Below are 17,480 nucleotides of genomic sequence, written 5' to 3' on the forward strand. Positions count from 1 at the left end.
GCTCGACTTGCATGTATTAGGCATGCCGCCAGCGTTCGTCCTGAGCCAGGATCAAACTCTCCATTAAAGTTGCGAATACTTTCGCGACCGCGACTCTAAATGTGAACCCCTGCAGGCACTCATTTAGACCAAGCGATCACTACCGGTCTTCGCTTTAAAAGAAAGCACCATGTGCTCGTTTAAAACGTGGCGGTCCTTAATTGCTCAAGAACCTTTATTTCTTACGACAACCGAAGCTATCGTAACTCCTCATTCACTATCCAGTTTTCAAAGAACAAACTCGGTATTTGATGTTTCTTTCGTTCATCACCGCATCTCAGCGGCGACTTTTATATCCTATCACAGTCTCAAGCAGTTCGTCAAGCACTTTTTTTAACTTCTTTTTCAGCGCTTATTTTCTTATGAACTTCTTTCGAACGTACCGGCCTTCTCTCGAAGAGCCGTTTATTAATGTATCATAAGCCCAGTCAGCGAGTCAACACTTTTTTCACGATTAAATCCTCGGGTTTTTCTTGGATGGCATTTAGGCGGTTGATGCATCAAAAGCGGTCCGGTTGATACCACCGGCCGCTTCTACATCATACTATATGACAGGCTGCGCGTTTGCCAAAGGTTATCTTTCTCCCGTACTCCGTTTATCGCGAACATACTTGGATAACTCCTTAGAAGGCGCAACTCTCGCATACATTTGAAAGATCGTCTGGTAGCGTTTAGAAATGGCGATGCGCATATCCTGGTCCAGGCGCTTGTCGCCCAGATCGAACAGCATTTCATCCAGCTCTTTGCGCAGCACATAACCGAATTCCTTACACTCCATCTCGTTGAACATCATGCCGAGCATTACAGTCCCTCCCTTCCTGCGGCCGTCTTCATTGAATGCCGTATTCTCATTTCAAGTTTGATTAACCCAAAATGCGTCGGAAGTAACTGTTCTGCCTATAAAACTTTAGGTTTTCTATCCCAGCAGATAAAGAGTAAGGGTACTTTCGATCACGGCCGCGACCAGCAAAAGAATCACAACCCAGAAAGCCGCCCCCAGCATTTGCAGCATCCCATTCTCCCAACGGACGCCCAGAGCGGCTCTTTTCGAAGCATTCCCGAGACTGAACAAACTGCCCAGTACAAGCATACCGAACTTGAGTCCGTAGGCGCAGGCGATCACGATTGCCGGGATCTCGATAATGCCGTGCGGAAGCAGGCCCTGAAAAATAAGCTTCGATACATCCTGTCCCTGGTCTCCATACAGCATGACGATAAAGCCGATCACGCCTCCGTTGATAACCAGGAACACAAAAGGCGCGATTCCGAAAAAGGCCCCCAGTAGCATCACCATAACGGCTTTGATCGCATTGTTCAGAAAAATGAACCGGAAAAAGCCGAACTGCGCGTTATCCGTTTGTTGAATGGACTGCGCGACCGTTTGCAGACCTTCAAGCTGCGAGGAAAGAAGACGCTGTAAAGATCCCGCATTCAGCGTTCCCAGCACGATCCCCGCCACAAACAGCAGCGAGGCTGCCAGCATATATCTTTTGTTCTCCGCCAAGCCTCTCATAAAACGTCCGAACGACAGCGTCTTCATACTCCGCCTCCTTTAATTGGCATACGGCCGTTTCCGTGCTTTCTTCTTAACGAACGGACGTTTTGTCGATAAGCGCCCGCGCCACTTCGTTGTACATCGCTCCGGTTTCGGTACGCTCTTTATATACCGACGGCGAGAAATCCGGTTCCGAAATGTGGTTGTCCGGCACGCCCAGCGGAATCTGCGCCAGCAGCTCGGTATGCAGAGTCTCCGCCAGCCGGCCTCCGCCTCCGCGCCCAAATACGTAATCGCGTTCGCCGTTTTTCTCGTAGTACGCCATGTTTTCGATTACGCCGAGAATCTCGTGCCCGGTCTGCAGCGCCATTGCGCCCGCTCTCGCCGCGACAAAAGCCGCCGTGCCGTGCGGGGTGGTCACTATGATCTGTTTGCTCTGCGGCAGCATCTGATGCACGTCCAGCGCCATATCGCCGGTTCCCGGCGGAAGGTCGAGCAGCATGTAATCGAGTTCGCCCCATTCGGTTTCCTCGAAGAACTGTCTCAGCATTCTCCCCAGCAGGGGACCGCGCCAGACGACCGGATTATTTTCGCGGATGAAAAAGCCCATCGACATGACTTTGACGCCGAAACGCTCCACCGGCCGCAGCAGTCCGTCCACCACTTCCGGTCCTTCTTCGATCCCCATCATATCCGGCACGCTGAATCCGTAGATGTCCGCGTCGATCAAGCCGACCTTTTTGCCCAGCCGCGCCAGCGCGACCGCCAGGTTGACCGCAGCCGTGGATTTGCCGACACCGCCTTTGCCGCTCGCGATCGAGATGAATACCGTCGGCGAATCGGGACTCAGCAGCGGCAGATTTTCCAGGCCGGCCGCATGACCTTTGACGAGGACCGGGTCCGGTTCCTCTTCTTCGGGAACGCCGCCGCGGTTGTCTTCGATAATGGCCCGGCTGCGTTCCCTCTCCAGCTCCGTCGCTTCCTTGAAGCGGATATGGACGTCCTCGACGGCCAGCGACTGCAAAATGGACCGAACCTGCGTCTCCAGGCCGTTCCGGCTTTCTTCCTCCGTATCCAGGCACACCACCGTCAGCGATACCCGGTTCTCCCGAATCACGACGTCGCGAATCAATCGCAGGTCGGACAAACGCACACGGTATACGGGATCCATCACCGCTTCAAGCGCTTCCACAACTTCCTCTCTCGTTACCATGCTATACTGTTCATCCTCTCTCCCTCTAGAGCGTACGCGCCCTAGTAACGGGGAATCTTCCTTCATTATACATGCGCCGCTATCCGTCCACAAAAAAAACGTCGAATCCCGTCCGCATGGCGCGGCGATTCGACGTTTATTTATTGCAGTAAAAGGGGCGGTCCGGTTTATACCTGTTCCGCCACGCGGTCCCGCATCCCTTCGATTAACACCTCCGCCACTTCCGGTCGCGTAAACTGCGGAGGCGGACATTCGCCGCTGCGCAGCAGAGCGCGTACTTTGGTGCCGGACAGGGTCAGATGCTTTTCTTTGTCGTGCGGGCACGTCTTGCTGGTCGCCATATTGCCGCAGTGCGTGCAGAAGAAGCTGTGTTCGAAAAAGAGCGGCGTAATCTCCAGTTCTTCCGGCCGGAAGTTGGAGAAGATCTCCTGCGCCTCGTACGTGCCGTAGTAATCGCCTACGCCGGCATGGTCGCGCCCCACGATAAAGTGGGTGCAGCCATAGTTTTTACGCACAATCGCATGGAAAATCGCTTCGCGCGGTCCCGCATAGCGCATCGCCGCCGGAAATACGCCGAGGAACGTGCGTTTGGACGGGTAGTAATTCTCCAGCAGTACCAGGTAGCTCTTCATCCGGATATCGGCCGGCACATCGTCGGATTTGGTTTCGCCGACGAGCGGGTTCAGGAACAGCGCATCGACCGTCTCCATCGCGGATTTCTGAATGTACTCGTGGGCGCGGTGCACCGGGTTGCGCGTTTGGAAGCCGACTACGGTTTTCCAGCCTTTTTCCGCAAACAATCGTCTCGTCTCCGCCGGATCGAAGTAAAATTCGTCAAAACGTTCCGGCTGCGGACGGTTCAGCACCTGTACAGGGCCGCCGATCCGCTCCAGCGGACGCTCGTACAGCTTCTTTACGCCGGGATGCTCGGAGTCGTCCGTTTTGAACACATTGACGGCTTCTTCGCGGCGATCGACGCTGTAGACGCTCTGAACGTCCAGCACCGCGTAAACGACGCCGTCCGCCTCGCCCACAAGCGCCACGCGTTCGCCGACCAGCGAAGGATCCGCCCCTTCCAGCGGCAGCGTGATCGGAATACTCCATACCGTACCGTCTGCAAGGCGCATTCCGCTTACAACGCTTTTATAATCGTCTTCGTTCATGAATCCGGTCAAAGGAGAAAAAGCGCCTACCGCGATCAGATCGAGGTCGGATACCGTCCAGGTGTTAATCGGGATCCGGCGCAGCCCTTTCGCTTCTTGAAGCAGTTGCTCTCTTTGCTCGCCCTCGGCGAGAAGGTTGATCAAAGTGCCGCCGTGCGGCTTAATGGAAGTCATAGTCGGCAGTCGCTCCTTTAGTCGATTGGTCGATAGATGCGCGTTCTTTTACTTATGCAGTCCGCATTCGGTCTTGTCGTTGCCCGACCAGCGCCCGGCCCGTGGATCTTCGCCCGGCATCACTTCACGCGTGCACTGTTGGCAGCCGATACTCGGAAAGTTGCGGTCGTGCAGCGGGTTGTAAATAATGTCGTTGTCGCGGATATACTTCCAAACGTCTTCGCTGGTCCAGTCCGCAAGCGGGTTGAACTTCATCAGGCCGAACTTGTAGTCGTATTCGACTTTCTTGGAGTTTGCCCGCGTCGGAGCCTGGTCGCGCCGAATCCCGGTGATCCACGCATCGTAACGGGACAGATTGCGGGTCAGAGGCTCGACTTTGCGGATATTGCAGCACAGATTCGGATCGGAGGTCCACAGCTGAGGCGCATGCTGTTTCTCCTGCGCTTCAGGCGACAGCAGCGGGGAGACTTTCACAAAGTCCAGGCCGTAACGGTCCGCCATCCGATCGCGCGTCTCGTAGGTTTCTTTGAAATGAAAATCGGTGTCCAGATAAAAAATGTCGGTCGACGGACTGATTGTTTGCAGCATATCGACGATGACCACGTCTTCCGCCCCGAAGCTGCAGGCAAACGTCAGGCTCGAATATTGTTCGGTCGCAAAACGAATCACTTCTTCCGCCGTCAGGCTTTCCAGCTCTTCCGCTTTCGAGCGGGCAAATTCTTCTTTCTCCAGCAGGTTCATGTTTGTGCACTCCCTATCTCCCGATATAAGTAAGAAACCGGTTCTCAACATACTAAAGCCGACTATTCAAATAAGAATTATACATAAGTATAAAACTTCCCGCGTCCGGTTTCAACACTTAATTTCAAAATGAGATAAACATTTCACCGTTGTAAAGAAAATAAAGCGATAAACGCAAAAAAGCCTCCGGCCAAAAGGCCGAAGGCTTGATTCCTGAAAAGCAGGAATTAACGTTTCGAGAACTGTGGAGCGCGACGTGCGGCTTTGAGACCGTACTTTTTACGTTCCTTCATGCGTGGGTCACGCGTCAGGAAGCCCGCTTTTTTGAGCGAACCGCGCAGCTCAGGGTCTGCTTTGAGCAGAGCGCGAGCGATGCCGTGACGGATTGCGCCGGCTTGGCCCGAAGTGCCGCCGCCGTGTGCCAGTACGATTACATCGTACTTGCCAACCGTTTCAGTCAGGTTCAGCGGTTGGTTGACGATCAGTTTGAGCGTCTCCAGACCGAAGTATTCGTCGATTTCACGTTTGTTGATGACGATGCGTCCTTCACCCGGTACGAGGCGAACACGAGCTACCGAATGTTTACGACGACCAGTCCCATAGTATTGTACAGTTGCCATGAAAGGGTCCTCCTTTTAATTAGCCGCGAAGTTCGTAAACTTCAGGTTTTTGTGCTGCATGTGGATGTTCTGCTCCGGCGTATGCTTTGAGTCTCAGCTTCATTCTGTCGCCCATGCGAGTCTTAGGCAGCATGCCCGCAACCGCGAGTTCCAGAAGGCGCTCAGGCTTGTTCTTGATCATTTCGCCTGCACTCGTAACTTTCAGGCCGCCCGGGTGCATCGAGTGACGGTAGTATTTCTTGTCCTGCAGTTTTTTGCCTGTCAGGTGGATCTTCTCCGCATTGATAACGACAACGAAGTCGCCGCCGTCAACGTGTGGAGTGAATTGAGTTTTGTGCTTGCCGCGGATCAGCGCAGCCGCTTCGCTGGCCAGACGGCCCAGCGTTTTGCCTTCAGCGTCGATGATGTACCAGTTGCGCTCAACTTCGCTCGGCTTAGCCATGTAGGTAGTACGCATGAGTAAGTGCCTCCTTCTAATCATTGCAATAAAATTTCGTTTTCGGTGTCAAGAGCACTCCCGCCTCCGGGCTAAGAACCGTGGCCGATCGGAGTGCGTTTATGTTTGCGATCATGAATGGTAAAAGTTTAAATCCGTTGGTACGGTGCGTTTTTCTTGATTGGGGGCCGTGGGAAGCCTTCAAGAAAACACAACTTTTATTCTACATGATCGAAGATCAAACTGCAATACATTTTTAAAGCATTTCCACAAGAACTTTTCGTTATTCCGGCAGCAGATCGCCATAGTCCACATTCCACAGCGCGAGCCCCTTGCCTACGGCCGTCGGTCCGGCCGCCGCGCGGTCGCATGCGAGCAGAATAGTCTTCATTTCCCCCGGGTCCCGCTTCCCTTCTCCCACCTGAAGCAGCGTCCCTGTGATAATGCGGACCATATGCTGAAGAAAGCCGGTCCCGGTCAGGAAGATATGGATAAAGCCCTGGTCGGCCGTTCCCGGCCGGCAGGTGCTGCGGTCCACTTCGATCCGGGCTTCGAGCAGCGTACGTACGTGGTTGGTCTTCTGCGAATGCCTGGAAGCGAACGACGTGAAGTCGTAAGTGCCCACCAGATGCCGAAGACCTTCGCTCATCGCTTCGATATCGAGCTTTGGCGCCGGATGATGAAACTGCATATGACGCTGAAACACATCCGGATAGCGGTTGGCGTTAATCGTATAGCGATACGTTTTGCGTTTGGCCGCATGCCGGGAATTGAATTCCGGAGGCACCTCCCAGGAACGGGTAAGCACAATGTCCTGCGGCAGCCGCGCATTGAGCGCCAGCGGCCAGCGGTCTGCCGGAATGAACGAAGCCGTATGGAAGTTGAATACCTGGGCATACGCGTGCACGCCGGCGTCCGTACGGCCCGAGGCGATGATCTTCGGCTTCTCGCCGGTTAATGCCAGAATGGAAGCCTCCAGCTCGTCCTGAACGGTCTTGCCGATCGGCTGAGTCTGGAAGCCGTTGTAGTTTGTGCCGTCGTAAGCGACGGTCATGCATAGATTGCGCAGGGAAATCACCTCCATAGGCTTGATCGGCTCAAATCGGATAACGCAAGTTCCAAAAAAAAAGAAACGGCTCTGCCGCCCCGTTAAAAGGCGGCATACGTTTCTTGGAAATCCAGGTAAGCGGGATCAGATCCCGACCGGATGGCCGACGCGACTAGGCGCGGTCAACCAGTTCCAGATAGACCATAGGCGCTGCGTCGCCGCGGCGAGGTCCCAGTTTGAGGATACGAGTGTATCCGCCCGGACGATCCGCGTAGCGCGGTGCCAGATCGGCAAACAGCTTTTGGATTGCATCCTGTTCACCGTCAACCGTTTCGCGACGAACGTATGCAGCCACTTGGCGGCGTGCATGCAGATCTCCGCGTTTGGAAAGGGTGATCAGTTTTTCGGCAACGGAGCGGGCTTCTTTCGCTTTCGCTTCCGTCGTTTCGATGCGCTCATACAGGAACAGGTCGGTTACCAGGTCGCGAAGCAATGCTTTACGAGCGCTGGAGTTACGTCCCAACTTTTGGTATGCCATTGTTTTCCCTCCTTCACAGAATGCTCTTCGTTCTTAGTCTTCCTGACGAAGACCGAGTCCGAGCTCTTCGAGCTTTTCCTGAACTTCTTCCAAAGACTTGCGGCCCAGGTTGCGGACCTTCATCATGTCTTCTTCCGACTTCGTGGTCAGCTCTTGCACCGTATTGATACCGGCACGCTTCAGACAGTTATAGGAACGTACGGAGAGATCGAGTTCTTCGATCGTCATCTCCAGCACTTTTTCCTTTTTGTCTTCTTCTTTTTCGACCATGATCTCCGCGTCGCGAGCTTCGTCGGTCAGACCTACGAAGAGCAGCACGTGCTCGGTCAAAATTTTGGCGCCCAGGCTGACCGCTTCTTCCGGACGGATGCTGCCATCGGTCCAGACTTCAAGCGTCAGCTTGTCGTAGTTCGTGACTTGTCCGACCCGTGTGTTTTCCACGGCGTAGTTTACGCGGGAAATCGGGGTGTAGATCGAATCGATCGGAATGACGCCGATCGGCTGATCGTCACGTTTATTTTTGACGGACTGAACATATCCGCGGCCGCGGCCTGCGAAGATGCGCATGTGCAGTCTCGATCCCGGTGCCAGAGTGGCGATATGCAGATCCGGGTTAAGGATCTCCACATCGCTGTCGGCGCGAATGTCGCCGGCCGTTACCAGGCCGTCGCCTTCCGCGTCGATCTCCAGAACCTTTTCTTCGTCGGAATGAATCTTCAGCGAGAGAGCTTTCAGATTCAGAATGATTTCCGTTACGTCTTCCGTAACGCCGGGGATCGTCGAGAATTCGTGCAGAACGCCGTCGATTTGAACCGATGTAACCGCTGCGCCGGGAAGCGACGACAGCAGGATGCGGCGAAGCGAGTTCCCAAGCGTCGTACCGTATCCGCGTTCCAGAGGCTCAACGACGAATTTACCATAAGTGCCTCCGTCGTTGATGTCCACGGTCTCAATTTTCGGCTTTTCGATTTCTATCACTACAATACCCCTCCTTCAAAACGTCGCTTCCATAAAACCAAGCATACTGAATGCACAATGCTTATGATTACTATACGCGGCGACGTTTAGGAGGACGGCATCCGTTGTGAGGAACCGGAGTTACGTCCTTGATCAGGTTGATTTCCAGACCTGTTGCTTGCAGCGAGCGGATTGCCGCTTCACGGCCTGCGCCAGGACCTTTAACCATAACTTCAACGGTTTTCAGACCGTGTTCCATTGCGGCTTTCGCAGCCGTTTCAGCAGCGAGCTGAGCGGCAAACGGAGTCGATTTACGGGAACCTCTGAAACCGAGACCGCCCGAGCTTGCCCAGGAGATCGCGTTTCCGTGCGGGTCCGTAATCGTGACGATCGTATTGTTAAACGTGGAGCGGATGTGCGCCACGCCGGATTCGATATTTTTACGGTCGCGACGTTTCGTACGTACGACTTTTTTCGGTTTAGCCATTGTGAGTTATCCCCCTCTCTTACTTCTTCTTGTTCGCTACAGTACGACGAGGACCCTTACGAGTACGAGCATTCGTTTTCGTACGTTGTCCGCGTACCGGCAATCCACGACGATGACGGATACCGCGATAAGAGCCGATCTCGATCAGACGTTTGATGTTCAGAGAAACTTCGCGACGCAGGTCGCCTTCTACCTTAACATTAGCGTCAATCGCTTCACGCAGTTTGCTAACCTCATCCTCAGTCAGATCGCGAACACGAGTTTCGGAGCTGATTCCTGTTTGGCTCAGGAGTTTTTGGGAAGTCGTTCTACCGATTCCGAAAATATAAGTCAAGGCGATCTCAACGCGTTTGTCGCGTGGTAAGTCAACACCAGCAATACGAGCCATTACGCTACACCCCCTTCAATTATCCTTGTTTTTGTTTGTGTTTCGGATTTTCGCAGATTACCATGACATTCCCTTTGCGACGAATGACTTTGCATTTTTCGCACATTGGTTTGACCGACGGTCTAACCTTCATGATTATTCCCTCCTCAAAAGCATTCGGTTTGATATCATGCAGAAGAACGACCGCTGACCGGTTCGACTCTGCACCAGAACATTGTATATCCAAAAAGCGTCGTATCCTTATTTACGGTAAGTGATACGGCCGCGAGTCAGATCGTAAGGCGATAACTGTACGACCACTTTGTCTCCCGTCAGAATACGGATAAAGTGCATACGCAGCTTTCCGGAAACATGAGCGAGAATTTGATGACCGTTCTCGAGTTCCACCTTGAACATCGCATTCGGCAGCGGTTCGATAACCACGCCTTCGATTTCAATGACATCTTCCTTGGCCACAATTAGTCTCCTTTCTGCTTAGCGTCTTGTGCGTCGGATTCCATAAATACGTTCACTGCGTGACGCAGCTTTGCATTTGTAACCCTGCCGCTCTCCTGCAAACTGTTTACAACTTCGCTGCTGATCGCCGTCTGGGGTTCGAGATGAAGAGGATTCTTCTTCTTAGGGCGGTCAAACTTGCGTTTATTCCCATCCGCGATCCAGATACCCTGTTCTTCGTCAAGTCTTACGACCACCGCAGCCTGCCCGGCATTGCGGCCTTTCCGGATCTTCACGACTTGACCGATCTGCAGGGGATGTTCCTTTTTCAAGTGTATCACCTACGCGCTCAATTTTGTGAAAATTTCCAGTCCGTCCTGCGTAACGGCAACTGTATGCTCGAAGTGAGCGCACAGCGATCCGTCCATCGTCACGACGGTCCAGTTGTCCTCGAGCGTCCGCACACGGGGGCCGCCGAGGTTGACCATCGGTTCGATCGCCAATGCCATACCGGGTTTAAGCTGCGGGCCGCGACCTTCGATGCCGTAATTCGGGATATTCGGTTCTTCGTGCAGATCCCGGCCGATGCCGTGACCGACGAATTCCCGAACGACCGACATGCCGGCATTTTCGATATGTCGCTGTATCGCATGCGAAATGGTAAACAGACGCACATCCGGCTTCACCAGAGCCAGTCCTGCGTACAGAGAGCCTTCCGTAACGTCCAGCAGCCGCTGCGCTTCGGACGAGATGCGCCCTACGGGATACGTCCAGGCGGAATCGCCATGGAAGCCTCCGTACTGTGCTCCGATATCGAAAGTTACGATATCGCCTTCCCGAAGCCTGCGCGCGCCGGGGAATCCGTGAACCAGCTGGTCGTTGACCGACGCACATATGCTGGCCGGAAAACCATTATAGCCTTTGAAAGACGGCACCGCATCCTGGCTGCGGATGTATTTGTCGGCAAGTCCGTCGAGTTCGGCCGTCGTAACGCCCGGTTCGATGTGCTGCGCCAACAAACGGTGAGTCTCAGCCACAATCCGTCCCGCTTCCCGCATAAAGCCGAGTTCCGTTTCGGACTTACAAATGATCATTACAGTTAACCTCGCAGCACGGACAGGATTCCTTCCGATACCGTACCGATCTCCTGGTCTCCGTCGATCTGCCGCAGCAAGCCTTTGTTTGCATAGTAATCGATCAGAGGCGCCGTTTTGCTTGAGTATTCCCCAAGCCGCGTGCGTACGCTCTCTTCATTGTCGTCCGGACGTTGGTAAAGTTCACCGCCGTCTTTGTCACACACGCCTTCTTGTTTCGGCGGGTTAAAGATTACATGATAAGTCGTTCCGCAAGTTTTGCAGATCCGGCGTCCTGTAATTCGGACAAGCAGCTTTTCCGGGTCGACGTTCAGATTGATCACATGATCAAGCTGGCGTCCCGTTTCGAGCAAAAGTGCATCCAAAGCTTCGGCCTGCAGAAGAGTTCTCGGAAAACCGTCGAGCAAGAAACCTTTTTCGCAATCCGGCTGGCTCAGCCGTTCGCGGACGATACCGTTCGTTACGTCATCCGGTACGAGCAGTCCCTGGTCGATGTATTCTTTGGCTTTGACTCCGATCGGAGTTCCTTCTTTGATCGCCAGACGAAACGCGTCGCCTGTCGAGATATGAGGAATGCCGAATGCATCGACGATGACCTGCGCCTGTGTTCCTTTACCTGCCCCGGGAGGCCCCATGAATAGAATGTTCACGTATGTCCCACTCCTTACGTCTTACCCATGCACGAAACAGCACAAAAGGCGCCGGGCGAGCGCATGGAGTCGGACCCGTCCGGAACCTGAGCTATTTATTGATAAAACCTTTATAGTGACGTTTGATCAACTGGCTTTCGATCGTTTTCATCGTATCAAGCGCAACCCCGACGACGATCAGCAGCGATGTGCCGCCGATTTGAACCGACTGGGGAAGACCCGACAGCGAACCGAATGCGATCGGCAGCAGAGAGATGACCGTCAGGAACAGCGCGCCGGTAACCGTCAACCGCGACATCACGCGAGTGATATACTTCTCGGTTGCTTTACCCGGACGCACGCCCGGAATATAACCGCCGTTTTTCTTCATGTTCTCCGCCATCTGCTGCGGATTAATCTGCACGAAGGTGTAGAAGAACGTGAATCCGATGATCATGACCGCATAAAGCACCATGCCCAGCGGCTGGCTGTAGTTCAGGTTGTTCTGCACCCAGGTGGCCCAAGCGTGGGTCGACCAGAAGTTTGCCAGAATAACCGGGAACTGCAGCAGGGATACGGCGAAGATAACCGGAATGACACCCGCCGCGTTAACTTTCAGCGGAATATGGGTGTTTTGACCGCCATACATTTTGTTGCCGACGACTCTTTTCGCATATTGAACCGGAACTTTCCGGATCCCCTGCTGAATAAAGATAACACCGACAATAATCAGAATCAAGACAAGAGCGATAATCACGGTCTTCATCGCGTTCAAGAACGTTTGTCCCTCTTGAATGAAATCCGACTGAATGGTAGTCGTGATATAACCCGGGATGTTGGCTACGATCCCGGCAAAGATAATGATCGAGATCCCGTTGCCGATGCCCTTTTCCGTGATCTGCTCGCCCATCCACATCAGGAGGGAAGTACCCGCGGTCAGAACAATCGCAATCAGGATATAGTCGACGATCGTTGCGTTCGGAATCATTTCCGCATTATAAATACGGTTGAAGCCGATCGCCGTGGCGAACGCCTGAATCAAACCCAGAACAATGGTGCCGTACCTTGTAACCTGCGCCAGCTTTTTCTTTCCGTGTTCCCCTTGCTTCGACCATTCGGTGAATTTCGGGATAACGTCCATCGACAGCAGCTGTACGATAATGGACGCCGTTACATACGGATAGATGCTCAGTGCGAAGATCGAGAACTGCTTCAGCGCTCCCCCGGAGAAAGTGTTCAGCAGTCCCATCAATTGGTTGCCGGCCTGGTTAGTCGACTCCAGTACCGATTTGTCCACGCCCGGAACGGGAATGAAAGCACCGATACGGTAGATAACCAGAACCATCAGCGTAAACAAAATCCGTTTACGCAGGTCTTCGACCCGCCATATATTCTTCAGGGTGTTGAACATTAGATCACCTCGGTTTTACCGCCGGCAGCCTCGATTTTCTCCACCGCAGATTGAGAGAACTTATTTGCTTTGACAGTCAGTTTCACCGTCACATCGCCATTGCCGAGGATCTTGATACCGCTCTTGGCATCTTTGATGATGCCTTGTTCCTTCAGCAGTTCAGGAGTGATTTCGGTGTTTTCTGCAAAGTTGTTCAGTTCTTCGATGTTCACGATGGCATATTCTTTACGAGTCGGATTAACAAATCCGCGTTTTGGCAAGCGACGATACAGCGGGTTCTGACCGCCTTCGAAGCCTGGACGAACACCGCCGCCGGAACGAGAGTTTTGGCCTTTATGACCGCGTCCGGAAGTTTTCCCCGTACCGCTACTCGTACCGCGACCGATGCGTTTCCGCTCTTTAGTCGAACCCGGAGCTGGAGAAAGCTCATGTAACTTCATCGTTCGTTGCACCTCCTTGATTTATTCTATTGGTTCGCTCCTGTCGGAGCGCTGGATTAAGCTTCGATTTCTTTGACGGAAACCAGGTGCTTGACTTGGTTTACCATACCGCGGATCGCGGCATTGTCGTTTTGAACAACGACTTGGTTCGTTTTACGCAGTCCCAGCGTGTTGACGGTCGTGCGTTGGTTTTTCGGACGTCCGATCAGGCTGCGTACGAGGGTGATTTCCAATTTAGCCATTGCTTTTCCCTCCTTAGCCTCTCAGTTCTTCGACGGTTTTGCCGCGAAGCTTCGCCACATCTTCGGCACGCTTCAAACGGTTCAAACCTTCCAAAGTCGCATTGACCATGTTCATGGAGTTCGAAGAACCCAGGGATTTTGTCAAAATGTCGCCTACGCCTGCAAGTTCCAGTACTGCACGTACCGGACCGCCGGCGATAACGCCGGTACCTTCGGATGCCGGTTTCAGCAGCACGCTGCCCGCTCCGAATTTACCTGTGATCAGGTGAGGAATCGTAGTGCCGACCAGCGGCACGCGGATCAGGTTTTTCTTGGCATCTTCGATGCCTTTGCGGATCGCGTCCGGCACTTCGCCGGCTTTACCAATCCCTGCTCCGACGTTGCCGTTGCCGTCGCCCACGACAACCAGTGCGCTAAAGCTAAAGCGGCGTCCGCCCTTTACAACTTTAGCTACGCGGTTGATGTGTACAACGCGTTCTGTCAGTTCTCCTACAGTGCTCATATCTACACGCAAGTCGTTAACCTCCTTTGTCGATGTTTAGAATTCCAGACCGGCTTCGCGAGCTGCGTCGGCCAGTGCTTGAATGCGTCCATGGTACAGGTATCCTCCGCGGTCGAATACGATAACCGCGTAACCTTTTTCCTTGGCGCGGTTTGCAACCAGCGTGCCGACTTTACGGGCAGCTTCTACGTTTCCGCCGTTCGTGATTTCGCTCTTCAGATCTTTGTCCATAGTCGATGCGGAAACGATAGTTACACCGTTTACGTCGTCGATCAGTTGGGCATAGATGTGTTTTTCCGAACGGTACACGTTCAGACGAGGACGTTCTACCGTACCCTGAATTTTCTTGCGCACGCGCAAGTGTCTTTTCAGGCGGCCTTTATTTTTATCACCTTTGGTAATCATGAGTACTTTCACTCCTTCCCATCTGCTTATTAAGCAGCTTCACATGAGCAAGCTAAGGGTAATGCGAAGGAAAGCGGCTTATTTCTTCTTGCCGGCTTTACCTTCCTTGCGGATGATGCGTTCGCCTTCGTACTTGATGCCTTTGCCTTTATACGGCTCAGGTTCACGTACCGAACGGATCTGTGCCGCATACGCGCCTACGCGTTCTTTGTCGATGCCGCGAACGATGATCTTCGTGTTCGAAGGAACTTCGAATTCGATGCCCGCTTCCGGAGTGATTTCCACCGGGTGGGAGTAACCTACGTTCAGAACGATCTTATCTCCCGATTTGCTGGCACGGTATCCGACCCCGACCAGTTCGAGCGACTTCGAAAAGCCCTCAGTTACACCACTTACCATATTGTTGACAACGCTGCGTGTCGTTCCGTGCAGGGAACGGTGCGTTTTGTTATCGGAAGGACGTTCTACCGTAATCGTGCTGCCTTCAACCGTTACTTTCATATCGCGATGAAGAGCACGGGAAAGCGTACCTTTCGGTCCTTTGACCGTGATTTGCGTATCGTTGACGCTGACCTCTACGCCGCTTGGTACTTCAATTGGTTTGCGACCAATACGAGACATGTGTGTTGCACCTCCTTATGTTCTGACGTGATTACCAAACGTAGCAGACAACTTCGCCGCCGGCTTTCGCCTGACGAGCTTCTTTGTCGGTCATAACTCCCTTGGACGTGGAGATAATCGCGATACCCAGGCCGCCCAGTACGCGAGGAACTTCATTGCTCTTCGTGTATACGCGCAGGCCCGGCTTGCTGATTCTTTTCAGTCCGGTGATAACGCGTTCGTTATCTTGACCGTATTTCAAGAAGATACGGATGATGCCCTGCTTGTTATCCTGTACGAATTCCGCGTCGCGGATAAAACCTTCGCGTTTCAGGATCTCAGCAATTTGCTTTTTCATCGCCGAAGCCGGCATTTCAACCTTCTCGTGACGCACCACGTTCGCGTTGCGAATGCGTGTAAGCATATCTGCAATCGGATCAGACATAGTCATAGTGTGTGAACCTCCTTCCTTGTTATGCGGTAATTACCAGCTTGCTTTTTTAACGCCAGGAATCTGACCTTTATAAGCCAATTCGCGGAAGCAAATACGGCAGACTTTGAACTTTTGCAATACCGAGTGTGGACGACCACAACGCTCGCAGCGCGTATATGCACGCACTTTGAATTTCGGTGTGCGTTGTTGTTTAACTTTCATCGAAGTTTTTGCCACTTTAGCCTGACACCTCCTGGATAGTTTCGGAAGAACAGGGTCATAGAACATGGCCCCAGATACTGGCCGATATTATTTTGCGAAAGGCATTCCGAGTCCGGCGAGCAGTTCGCGGCCTTCTTCGTCCGATTTCGCTGTTGTTACGATAACGATATCCATACCGCGGACTTTGTCCACTTGATCGTATTGGATTTCAGGGAAGATCAGCTGTTCTTTCAGACCCAATGTGTAGTTTCCCCGGCCGTCGAAAGCCTTGTTGGATACACCTTGGAAGTCACGTACGCGCGGCAGCGCCACGTTGAACAGCTTGTCGAGGAATTGGTACATGCGCTCGCCGCGAAGAGTAACCTTCGTTCCGATCGGCATGTTCTCACGCAGTTTGAAACCTGCGATCGATTTTTTAGCACGAGTGATAACCGGTTTTTGACCGGCAATCTGTTCGAGCTCCGCTACGGCAGTGTCCAGAACTTTCGAGTTGGATACGGCTTCGCCGACACCCATGTTGATGACAACCTTCTCCAGCTTAGGAACTTGCATCACTGTCGTATAGTTGAACTTCTGCATCAATGCAGGAGTGCTTTCGTTCAAATAACGTTCTTTCAGTCTTGTTACCATGAAAGATGAACCTCCTTTCCGTAAAGATGATATTATTCGATAACTTCTCCGGATCTTTTCGCAACGCGCACTTTTTTGCCGTTGTCCAGCGTCTTGTAACCTACGCGGGTTACTTTGCCGCCGTCTTTCGGGTCAACGTGCATTACGTTGGATACGTGGATCGAAGCTTCTTGCTCAACGATTCCGCCCTGCGGATTCACTTGGCTAGGCTTCTGGTGTTTTTTCACCATGTTCACGCCTTCGACGAGTACACGGTTCTCACGCGGATAAGCAGCGATGATCCGACCTTTTTTGCCTTTGTCTTTACCGCTGATTACGATGACGACGTCATCTTTTTTCACGTGAAGTTTATTGTTATGGGATTCCAGAACTTTTTTCACTCTTGCCATCAGGTACACCTCCTATAACTTACCGGCCGGGCAGGCCGACAAGAAAATCGCGCAACGATATATTAGATAACTTCCGGTGCCAAGGAAACGATTTTCATGAAGTCCTTGTCGCGAAGTTCGCGGGCTACTGGTCCGAAGATACGCGTACCGCGCGGGCCGCGATCGTCTCTTACGACTACTGCCGCGTTTTCGTCGAATGCGATGTACGATCCGTCTTTACGACGTACCGAACGCTTCGTGCGAACGACTACCGCTTTTACTACGTCGCCTTTTTTGACAACGCCCCCTGGTGTTGCTTGTTTTACCGAGCAAACGATCAGATCGCCGATGTTAGCTGTACGACGTCCCGTACCACCGAGTACGCGGATACACATCAGTTCCTTCGCACCGGAGTTATCGGCTACAGCCAAACGTGTAAATGGTTGAATCATTACGAATGTCCTCCTTTCGGACGAGCTTTATGAGTCAATTAGATGATGATTGCTTTGTCAGTGACTGCTGCCAGTCTCCAGCGCTTGTCTTTGGACAGCGGACGAGTTTCAACGATTCTTACCGTATCGCCGATTTTCGCTTCGTTGTTCTCATCATGCGCTTTGAACTTGTTCGTGGATTTGATGCGTTTGTGGTAGAGATCATGTTTTTTGTAAGTTTCTACAGCAACGACGATCGTCTTGTCCATTTTATCGCTCACGACTTTACCTACCAGCACTTTACGCGAGTTGCGTTGTTCGGTCATGGTTAGCCTCCTT

29 protein-coding genes and 1 rRNA gene are annotated in these 17,480 nt (G+C 52.7%); all 30 read right to left on the reverse strand.

Going from position 1 to position 17,480, the window contains the following annotated elements; translation table 11 throughout:
• Positions 1-67: ribosomal RNA gene (locus tag QWJ34_RS24405) — 16S ribosomal RNA — on the reverse strand; the annotation flags it as partial.
• Between the two features lie 546 nt (positions 68-613).
• Positions 614-841, reverse strand: a complete 228-nt coding sequence (locus QWJ34_RS24410; RefSeq protein ID WP_302731719.1) for a hypothetical protein — start codon at positions 839-841, stop codon at positions 614-616.
• A 114-nt stretch (positions 842-955) separates the two neighbouring features.
• Complete coding sequence (locus QWJ34_RS24415; RefSeq protein WP_302731720.1) at positions 956-1,579, reverse strand: stage II sporulation protein M; 624 nt, start codon at positions 1,577-1,579, stop codon at positions 956-958.
• 46 nt (positions 1,580-1,625) lie between these two features.
• Entirely contained in the window at positions 1,626-2,747 is a 1,122-nt protein-coding gene (locus QWJ34_RS24420; RefSeq protein ID WP_302731721.1) for a P-loop NTPase, read from the reverse strand.
• Positions 2,748-2,914: 167 nt separating this feature from the next.
• Positions 2,915-4,084, reverse strand: coding sequence for a sulfate adenylyltransferase (gene sat / locus QWJ34_RS24425; protein WP_302731722.1), 1,170 nt, complete (start codon positions 4,082-4,084; stop codon positions 2,915-2,917).
• A gap of 48 nt (positions 4,085-4,132) precedes the next feature.
• The gene (locus tag QWJ34_RS24430) at positions 4,133-4,825 is read right to left on the reverse strand and encodes a phosphoadenylyl-sulfate reductase (RefSeq protein WP_302731723.1); all 693 of its coding nucleotides are present in this window, start codon (positions 4,823-4,825) and stop codon (positions 4,133-4,135) included.
• A gap of 227 nt (positions 4,826-5,052) precedes the next feature.
• Positions 5,053-5,445 carry a 30S ribosomal protein S9 gene (gene rpsI, locus QWJ34_RS24435; protein ID WP_087801903.1) on the reverse strand — a complete coding sequence of 131 codons (393 nt, stop codon included), beginning with the start codon at positions 5,443-5,445 and terminating at the stop codon, positions 5,053-5,055.
• A gap of 19 nt (positions 5,446-5,464) precedes the next feature.
• Positions 5,465-5,902, reverse strand: coding sequence for a 50S ribosomal protein L13 (rplM, locus tag QWJ34_RS24440; RefSeq protein ID WP_302731724.1), 438 nt, complete (start codon positions 5,900-5,902; stop codon positions 5,465-5,467).
• Between the two features lie 262 nt (positions 5,903-6,164).
• Positions 6,165-6,950: a tRNA pseudouridine(38-40) synthase TruA gene (truA, locus tag QWJ34_RS24445; RefSeq protein WP_302731774.1), complete on the reverse strand. Its 786-nt coding sequence runs from the start codon at positions 6,948-6,950 to the stop codon at positions 6,165-6,167.
• A gap of 151 nt (positions 6,951-7,101) precedes the next feature.
• Positions 7,102-7,467 carry a 50S ribosomal protein L17 gene (gene rplQ / locus QWJ34_RS24450; RefSeq protein WP_302731725.1) on the reverse strand — a complete coding sequence of 122 codons (366 nt, stop codon included), beginning with the start codon at positions 7,465-7,467 and terminating at the stop codon, positions 7,102-7,104.
• Between the two features lie 33 nt (positions 7,468-7,500).
• Positions 7,501-8,445: a DNA-directed RNA polymerase subunit alpha gene (locus QWJ34_RS24455; protein ID WP_302731726.1), complete on the reverse strand. Its 945-nt coding sequence runs from the start codon at positions 8,443-8,445 to the stop codon at positions 7,501-7,503.
• 70 nt (positions 8,446-8,515) lie between these two features.
• Complete coding sequence (gene rpsK / locus QWJ34_RS24460) at positions 8,516-8,911, reverse strand: 30S ribosomal protein S11 (RefSeq protein WP_037291530.1); 396 nt, start codon at positions 8,909-8,911, stop codon at positions 8,516-8,518.
• Between the two features lie 19 nt (positions 8,912-8,930).
• Positions 8,931-9,299, reverse strand: a complete 369-nt coding sequence (gene rpsM / locus QWJ34_RS24465; protein ID WP_302731727.1) for a 30S ribosomal protein S13 — start codon at positions 9,297-9,299, stop codon at positions 8,931-8,933.
• A gap of 19 nt (positions 9,300-9,318) precedes the next feature.
• Positions 9,319-9,432 carry a 50S ribosomal protein L36 gene (rpmJ, locus tag QWJ34_RS24470; protein WP_037291536.1) on the reverse strand — a complete coding sequence of 38 codons (114 nt, stop codon included), beginning with the start codon at positions 9,430-9,432 and terminating at the stop codon, positions 9,319-9,321.
• A 107-nt stretch (positions 9,433-9,539) separates the two neighbouring features.
• A complete protein-coding gene (infA, locus tag QWJ34_RS24475; RefSeq protein WP_018978345.1) occupies positions 9,540-9,755 on the reverse strand; it encodes a translation initiation factor IF-1 in 216 nt (71 codons plus the stop codon).
• Between the two features lie 2 nt (positions 9,756-9,757).
• Positions 9,758-10,066 (reverse strand): KOW domain-containing RNA-binding protein, encoded by a 309-nt coding sequence (locus QWJ34_RS24480; protein ID WP_302731728.1) that lies wholly within the window; start codon positions 10,064-10,066, stop codon positions 9,758-9,760.
• A 9-nt stretch (positions 10,067-10,075) separates the two neighbouring features.
• Positions 10,076-10,828 (reverse strand): type I methionyl aminopeptidase, encoded by a 753-nt coding sequence (gene map / locus QWJ34_RS24485; protein ID WP_302731729.1) that lies wholly within the window; start codon positions 10,826-10,828, stop codon positions 10,076-10,078.
• A 5-nt stretch (positions 10,829-10,833) separates the two neighbouring features.
• Positions 10,834-11,478 carry an adenylate kinase gene (locus QWJ34_RS24490; RefSeq protein ID WP_302731730.1) on the reverse strand — a complete coding sequence of 215 codons (645 nt, stop codon included), beginning with the start codon at positions 11,476-11,478 and terminating at the stop codon, positions 10,834-10,836.
• 91 nt (positions 11,479-11,569) lie between these two features.
• Complete coding sequence (gene secY / locus QWJ34_RS24495) at positions 11,570-12,868, reverse strand: preprotein translocase subunit SecY (protein WP_302731731.1); 1,299 nt, start codon at positions 12,866-12,868, stop codon at positions 11,570-11,572.
• Positions 12,868-13,308: a 50S ribosomal protein L15 gene (rplO, locus tag QWJ34_RS24500; protein ID WP_302731732.1), complete on the reverse strand. Its 441-nt coding sequence runs from the start codon at positions 13,306-13,308 to the stop codon at positions 12,868-12,870. The genes secY and rplO overlap by 1 nt, the downstream gene beginning before the upstream one ends.
• 56 nt (positions 13,309-13,364) lie before the next feature.
• Positions 13,365-13,550 carry a 50S ribosomal protein L30 gene (gene rpmD, locus QWJ34_RS24505; RefSeq protein ID WP_037291550.1) on the reverse strand — a complete coding sequence of 62 codons (186 nt, stop codon included), beginning with the start codon at positions 13,548-13,550 and terminating at the stop codon, positions 13,365-13,367.
• Positions 13,551-13,563: 13 nt separating this feature from the next.
• A complete protein-coding gene (gene rpsE, locus QWJ34_RS24510; RefSeq protein ID WP_302731733.1) occupies positions 13,564-14,064 on the reverse strand; it encodes a 30S ribosomal protein S5 in 501 nt (166 codons plus the stop codon).
• A gap of 24 nt (positions 14,065-14,088) precedes the next feature.
• Positions 14,089-14,457, reverse strand: a complete 369-nt coding sequence (gene rplR / locus QWJ34_RS24515) for a 50S ribosomal protein L18 (RefSeq protein ID WP_302731734.1) — start codon at positions 14,455-14,457, stop codon at positions 14,089-14,091.
• Positions 14,458-14,535: 78 nt separating this feature from the next.
• Complete coding sequence (rplF, locus tag QWJ34_RS24520; RefSeq protein ID WP_302731735.1) at positions 14,536-15,078, reverse strand: 50S ribosomal protein L6; 543 nt, start codon at positions 15,076-15,078, stop codon at positions 14,536-14,538.
• 31 nt (positions 15,079-15,109) lie between these two features.
• Positions 15,110-15,508, reverse strand: coding sequence for a 30S ribosomal protein S8 (gene rpsH, locus QWJ34_RS24525; RefSeq protein ID WP_302731736.1), 399 nt, complete (start codon positions 15,506-15,508; stop codon positions 15,110-15,112).
• A gap of 33 nt (positions 15,509-15,541) precedes the next feature.
• Positions 15,542-15,727 (reverse strand): type Z 30S ribosomal protein S14, encoded by a 186-nt coding sequence (locus QWJ34_RS24530; RefSeq protein ID WP_006037933.1) that lies wholly within the window; start codon positions 15,725-15,727, stop codon positions 15,542-15,544.
• Between the two features lie 72 nt (positions 15,728-15,799).
• Complete coding sequence (rplE, locus tag QWJ34_RS24535; protein WP_302731737.1) at positions 15,800-16,342, reverse strand: 50S ribosomal protein L5; 543 nt, start codon at positions 16,340-16,342, stop codon at positions 15,800-15,802.
• A gap of 32 nt (positions 16,343-16,374) precedes the next feature.
• Positions 16,375-16,731 (reverse strand): 50S ribosomal protein L24, encoded by a 357-nt coding sequence (gene rplX / locus QWJ34_RS24540; RefSeq protein ID WP_302731738.1) that lies wholly within the window; start codon positions 16,729-16,731, stop codon positions 16,375-16,377.
• 62 nt (positions 16,732-16,793) lie between these two features.
• Positions 16,794-17,162 (reverse strand): 50S ribosomal protein L14, encoded by a 369-nt coding sequence (gene rplN, locus QWJ34_RS24545; RefSeq protein ID WP_166279669.1) that lies wholly within the window; start codon positions 17,160-17,162, stop codon positions 16,794-16,796.
• Positions 17,163-17,200: 38 nt separating this feature from the next.
• Complete coding sequence (gene rpsQ / locus QWJ34_RS24550) at positions 17,201-17,467, reverse strand: 30S ribosomal protein S17 (RefSeq protein WP_302731739.1); 267 nt, start codon at positions 17,465-17,467, stop codon at positions 17,201-17,203.
• Positions 17,468-17,480: the final 13 nt, after the last annotated feature.

Source organism: Saccharibacillus sp. CPCC 101409, assembly GCF_030518235.1.
In the GTDB taxonomy this organism is placed as follows: Bacteria; Bacillota; Bacilli; order Paenibacillales; family Paenibacillaceae; genus Saccharibacillus.

Bases quoted from the DNA above. Each gene is read 5' to 3' on its own strand.
- rpsQ (WP_302731739.1), bottom strand. From the start codon at position 17,467: ATGACCGAACAACGCAACTCGCGTAAAGTGCTGGTAGGTAAAGTCGTG.
- sat (WP_302731722.1), bottom strand. From the start codon at position 4,084: ATGACTTCCATTAAGCCGCACGGCGGCACTTTGATCAACCTTCTCGCC.
- rplQ (WP_302731725.1), bottom strand. From the start codon at position 7,467: ATGGCATACCAAAAGTTGGGACGTAACTCCAGCGCTCGTAAAGCATTG.
- rplX (WP_302731738.1), bottom strand. From the start codon at position 16,731: ATGGCAAGAGTGAAAAAAGTTCTGGAATCCCATAACAATAAACTTCAC.
- rplE (WP_302731737.1), bottom strand. From the start codon at position 16,342: ATGGTAACAAGACTGAAAGAACGTTATTTGAACGAAAGCACTCCTGCA.
- rplF (WP_302731735.1), bottom strand. From the start codon at position 15,078: ATGTCTCGTATTGGTCGCAAACCAATTGAAGTACCAAGCGGCGTAGAG.
- rpmJ (WP_037291536.1), bottom strand. From the start codon at position 9,432: ATGAAGGTTAGACCGTCGGTCAAACCAATGTGCGAAAAATGCAAAGTC.
- rpsM (WP_302731727.1), bottom strand. From the start codon at position 9,299: ATGGCTCGTATTGCTGGTGTTGACTTACCACGCGACAAACGCGTTGAG.
- rpsH (WP_302731736.1), bottom strand. From the start codon at position 15,508: ATGACTATGTCTGATCCGATTGCAGATATGCTTACACGCATTCGCAAC.
- rplN (WP_166279669.1), bottom strand. From the start codon at position 17,162: ATGATTCAACCATTTACACGTTTGGCTGTAGCCGATAACTCCGGTGCG.
- rpmD (WP_037291550.1), bottom strand. From the start codon at position 13,550: ATGGCTAAATTGGAAATCACCCTCGTACGCAGCCTGATCGGACGTCCG.
- QWJ34_RS24410 (WP_302731719.1), bottom strand. From the start codon at position 841: ATGCTCGGCATGATGTTCAACGAGATGGAGTGTAAGGAATTCGGTTAT.
- map (WP_302731729.1), bottom strand. From the start codon at position 10,828: ATGATCATTTGTAAGTCCGAAACGGAACTCGGCTTTATGCGGGAAGCG.
- rpsI (WP_087801903.1), bottom strand. From the start codon at position 5,445: ATGGCAACTGTACAATACTATGGGACTGGTCGTCGTAAACATTCGGTA.
- QWJ34_RS24430 (WP_302731723.1), bottom strand. From the start codon at position 4,825: ATGAACCTGCTGGAGAAAGAAGAATTTGCCCGCTCGAAAGCGGAAGAG.
- QWJ34_RS24415 (WP_302731720.1), bottom strand. From the start codon at position 1,579: ATGAAGACGCTGTCGTTCGGACGTTTTATGAGAGGCTTGGCGGAGAAC.
- rpsK (WP_037291530.1), bottom strand. From the start codon at position 8,911: ATGGCTAAACCGAAAAAAGTCGTACGTACGAAACGTCGCGACCGTAAA.
- QWJ34_RS24420 (WP_302731721.1), bottom strand. From the start codon at position 2,747: ATGGTAACGAGAGAGGAAGTTGTGGAAGCGCTTGAAGCGGTGATGGAT.
- rplO (WP_302731732.1), bottom strand. From the start codon at position 13,308: ATGAAGTTACATGAGCTTTCTCCAGCTCCGGGTTCGACTAAAGAGCGG.
- secY (WP_302731731.1), bottom strand. From the start codon at position 12,868: ATGTTCAACACCCTGAAGAATATATGGCGGGTCGAAGACCTGCGTAAA.
- rplM (WP_302731724.1), bottom strand. From the start codon at position 5,902: ATGCGTACTACCTACATGGCTAAGCCGAGCGAAGTTGAGCGCAACTGG.
- rplR (WP_302731734.1), bottom strand. From the start codon at position 14,457: ATGATTACCAAAGGTGATAAAAATAAAGGCCGCCTGAAAAGACACTTG.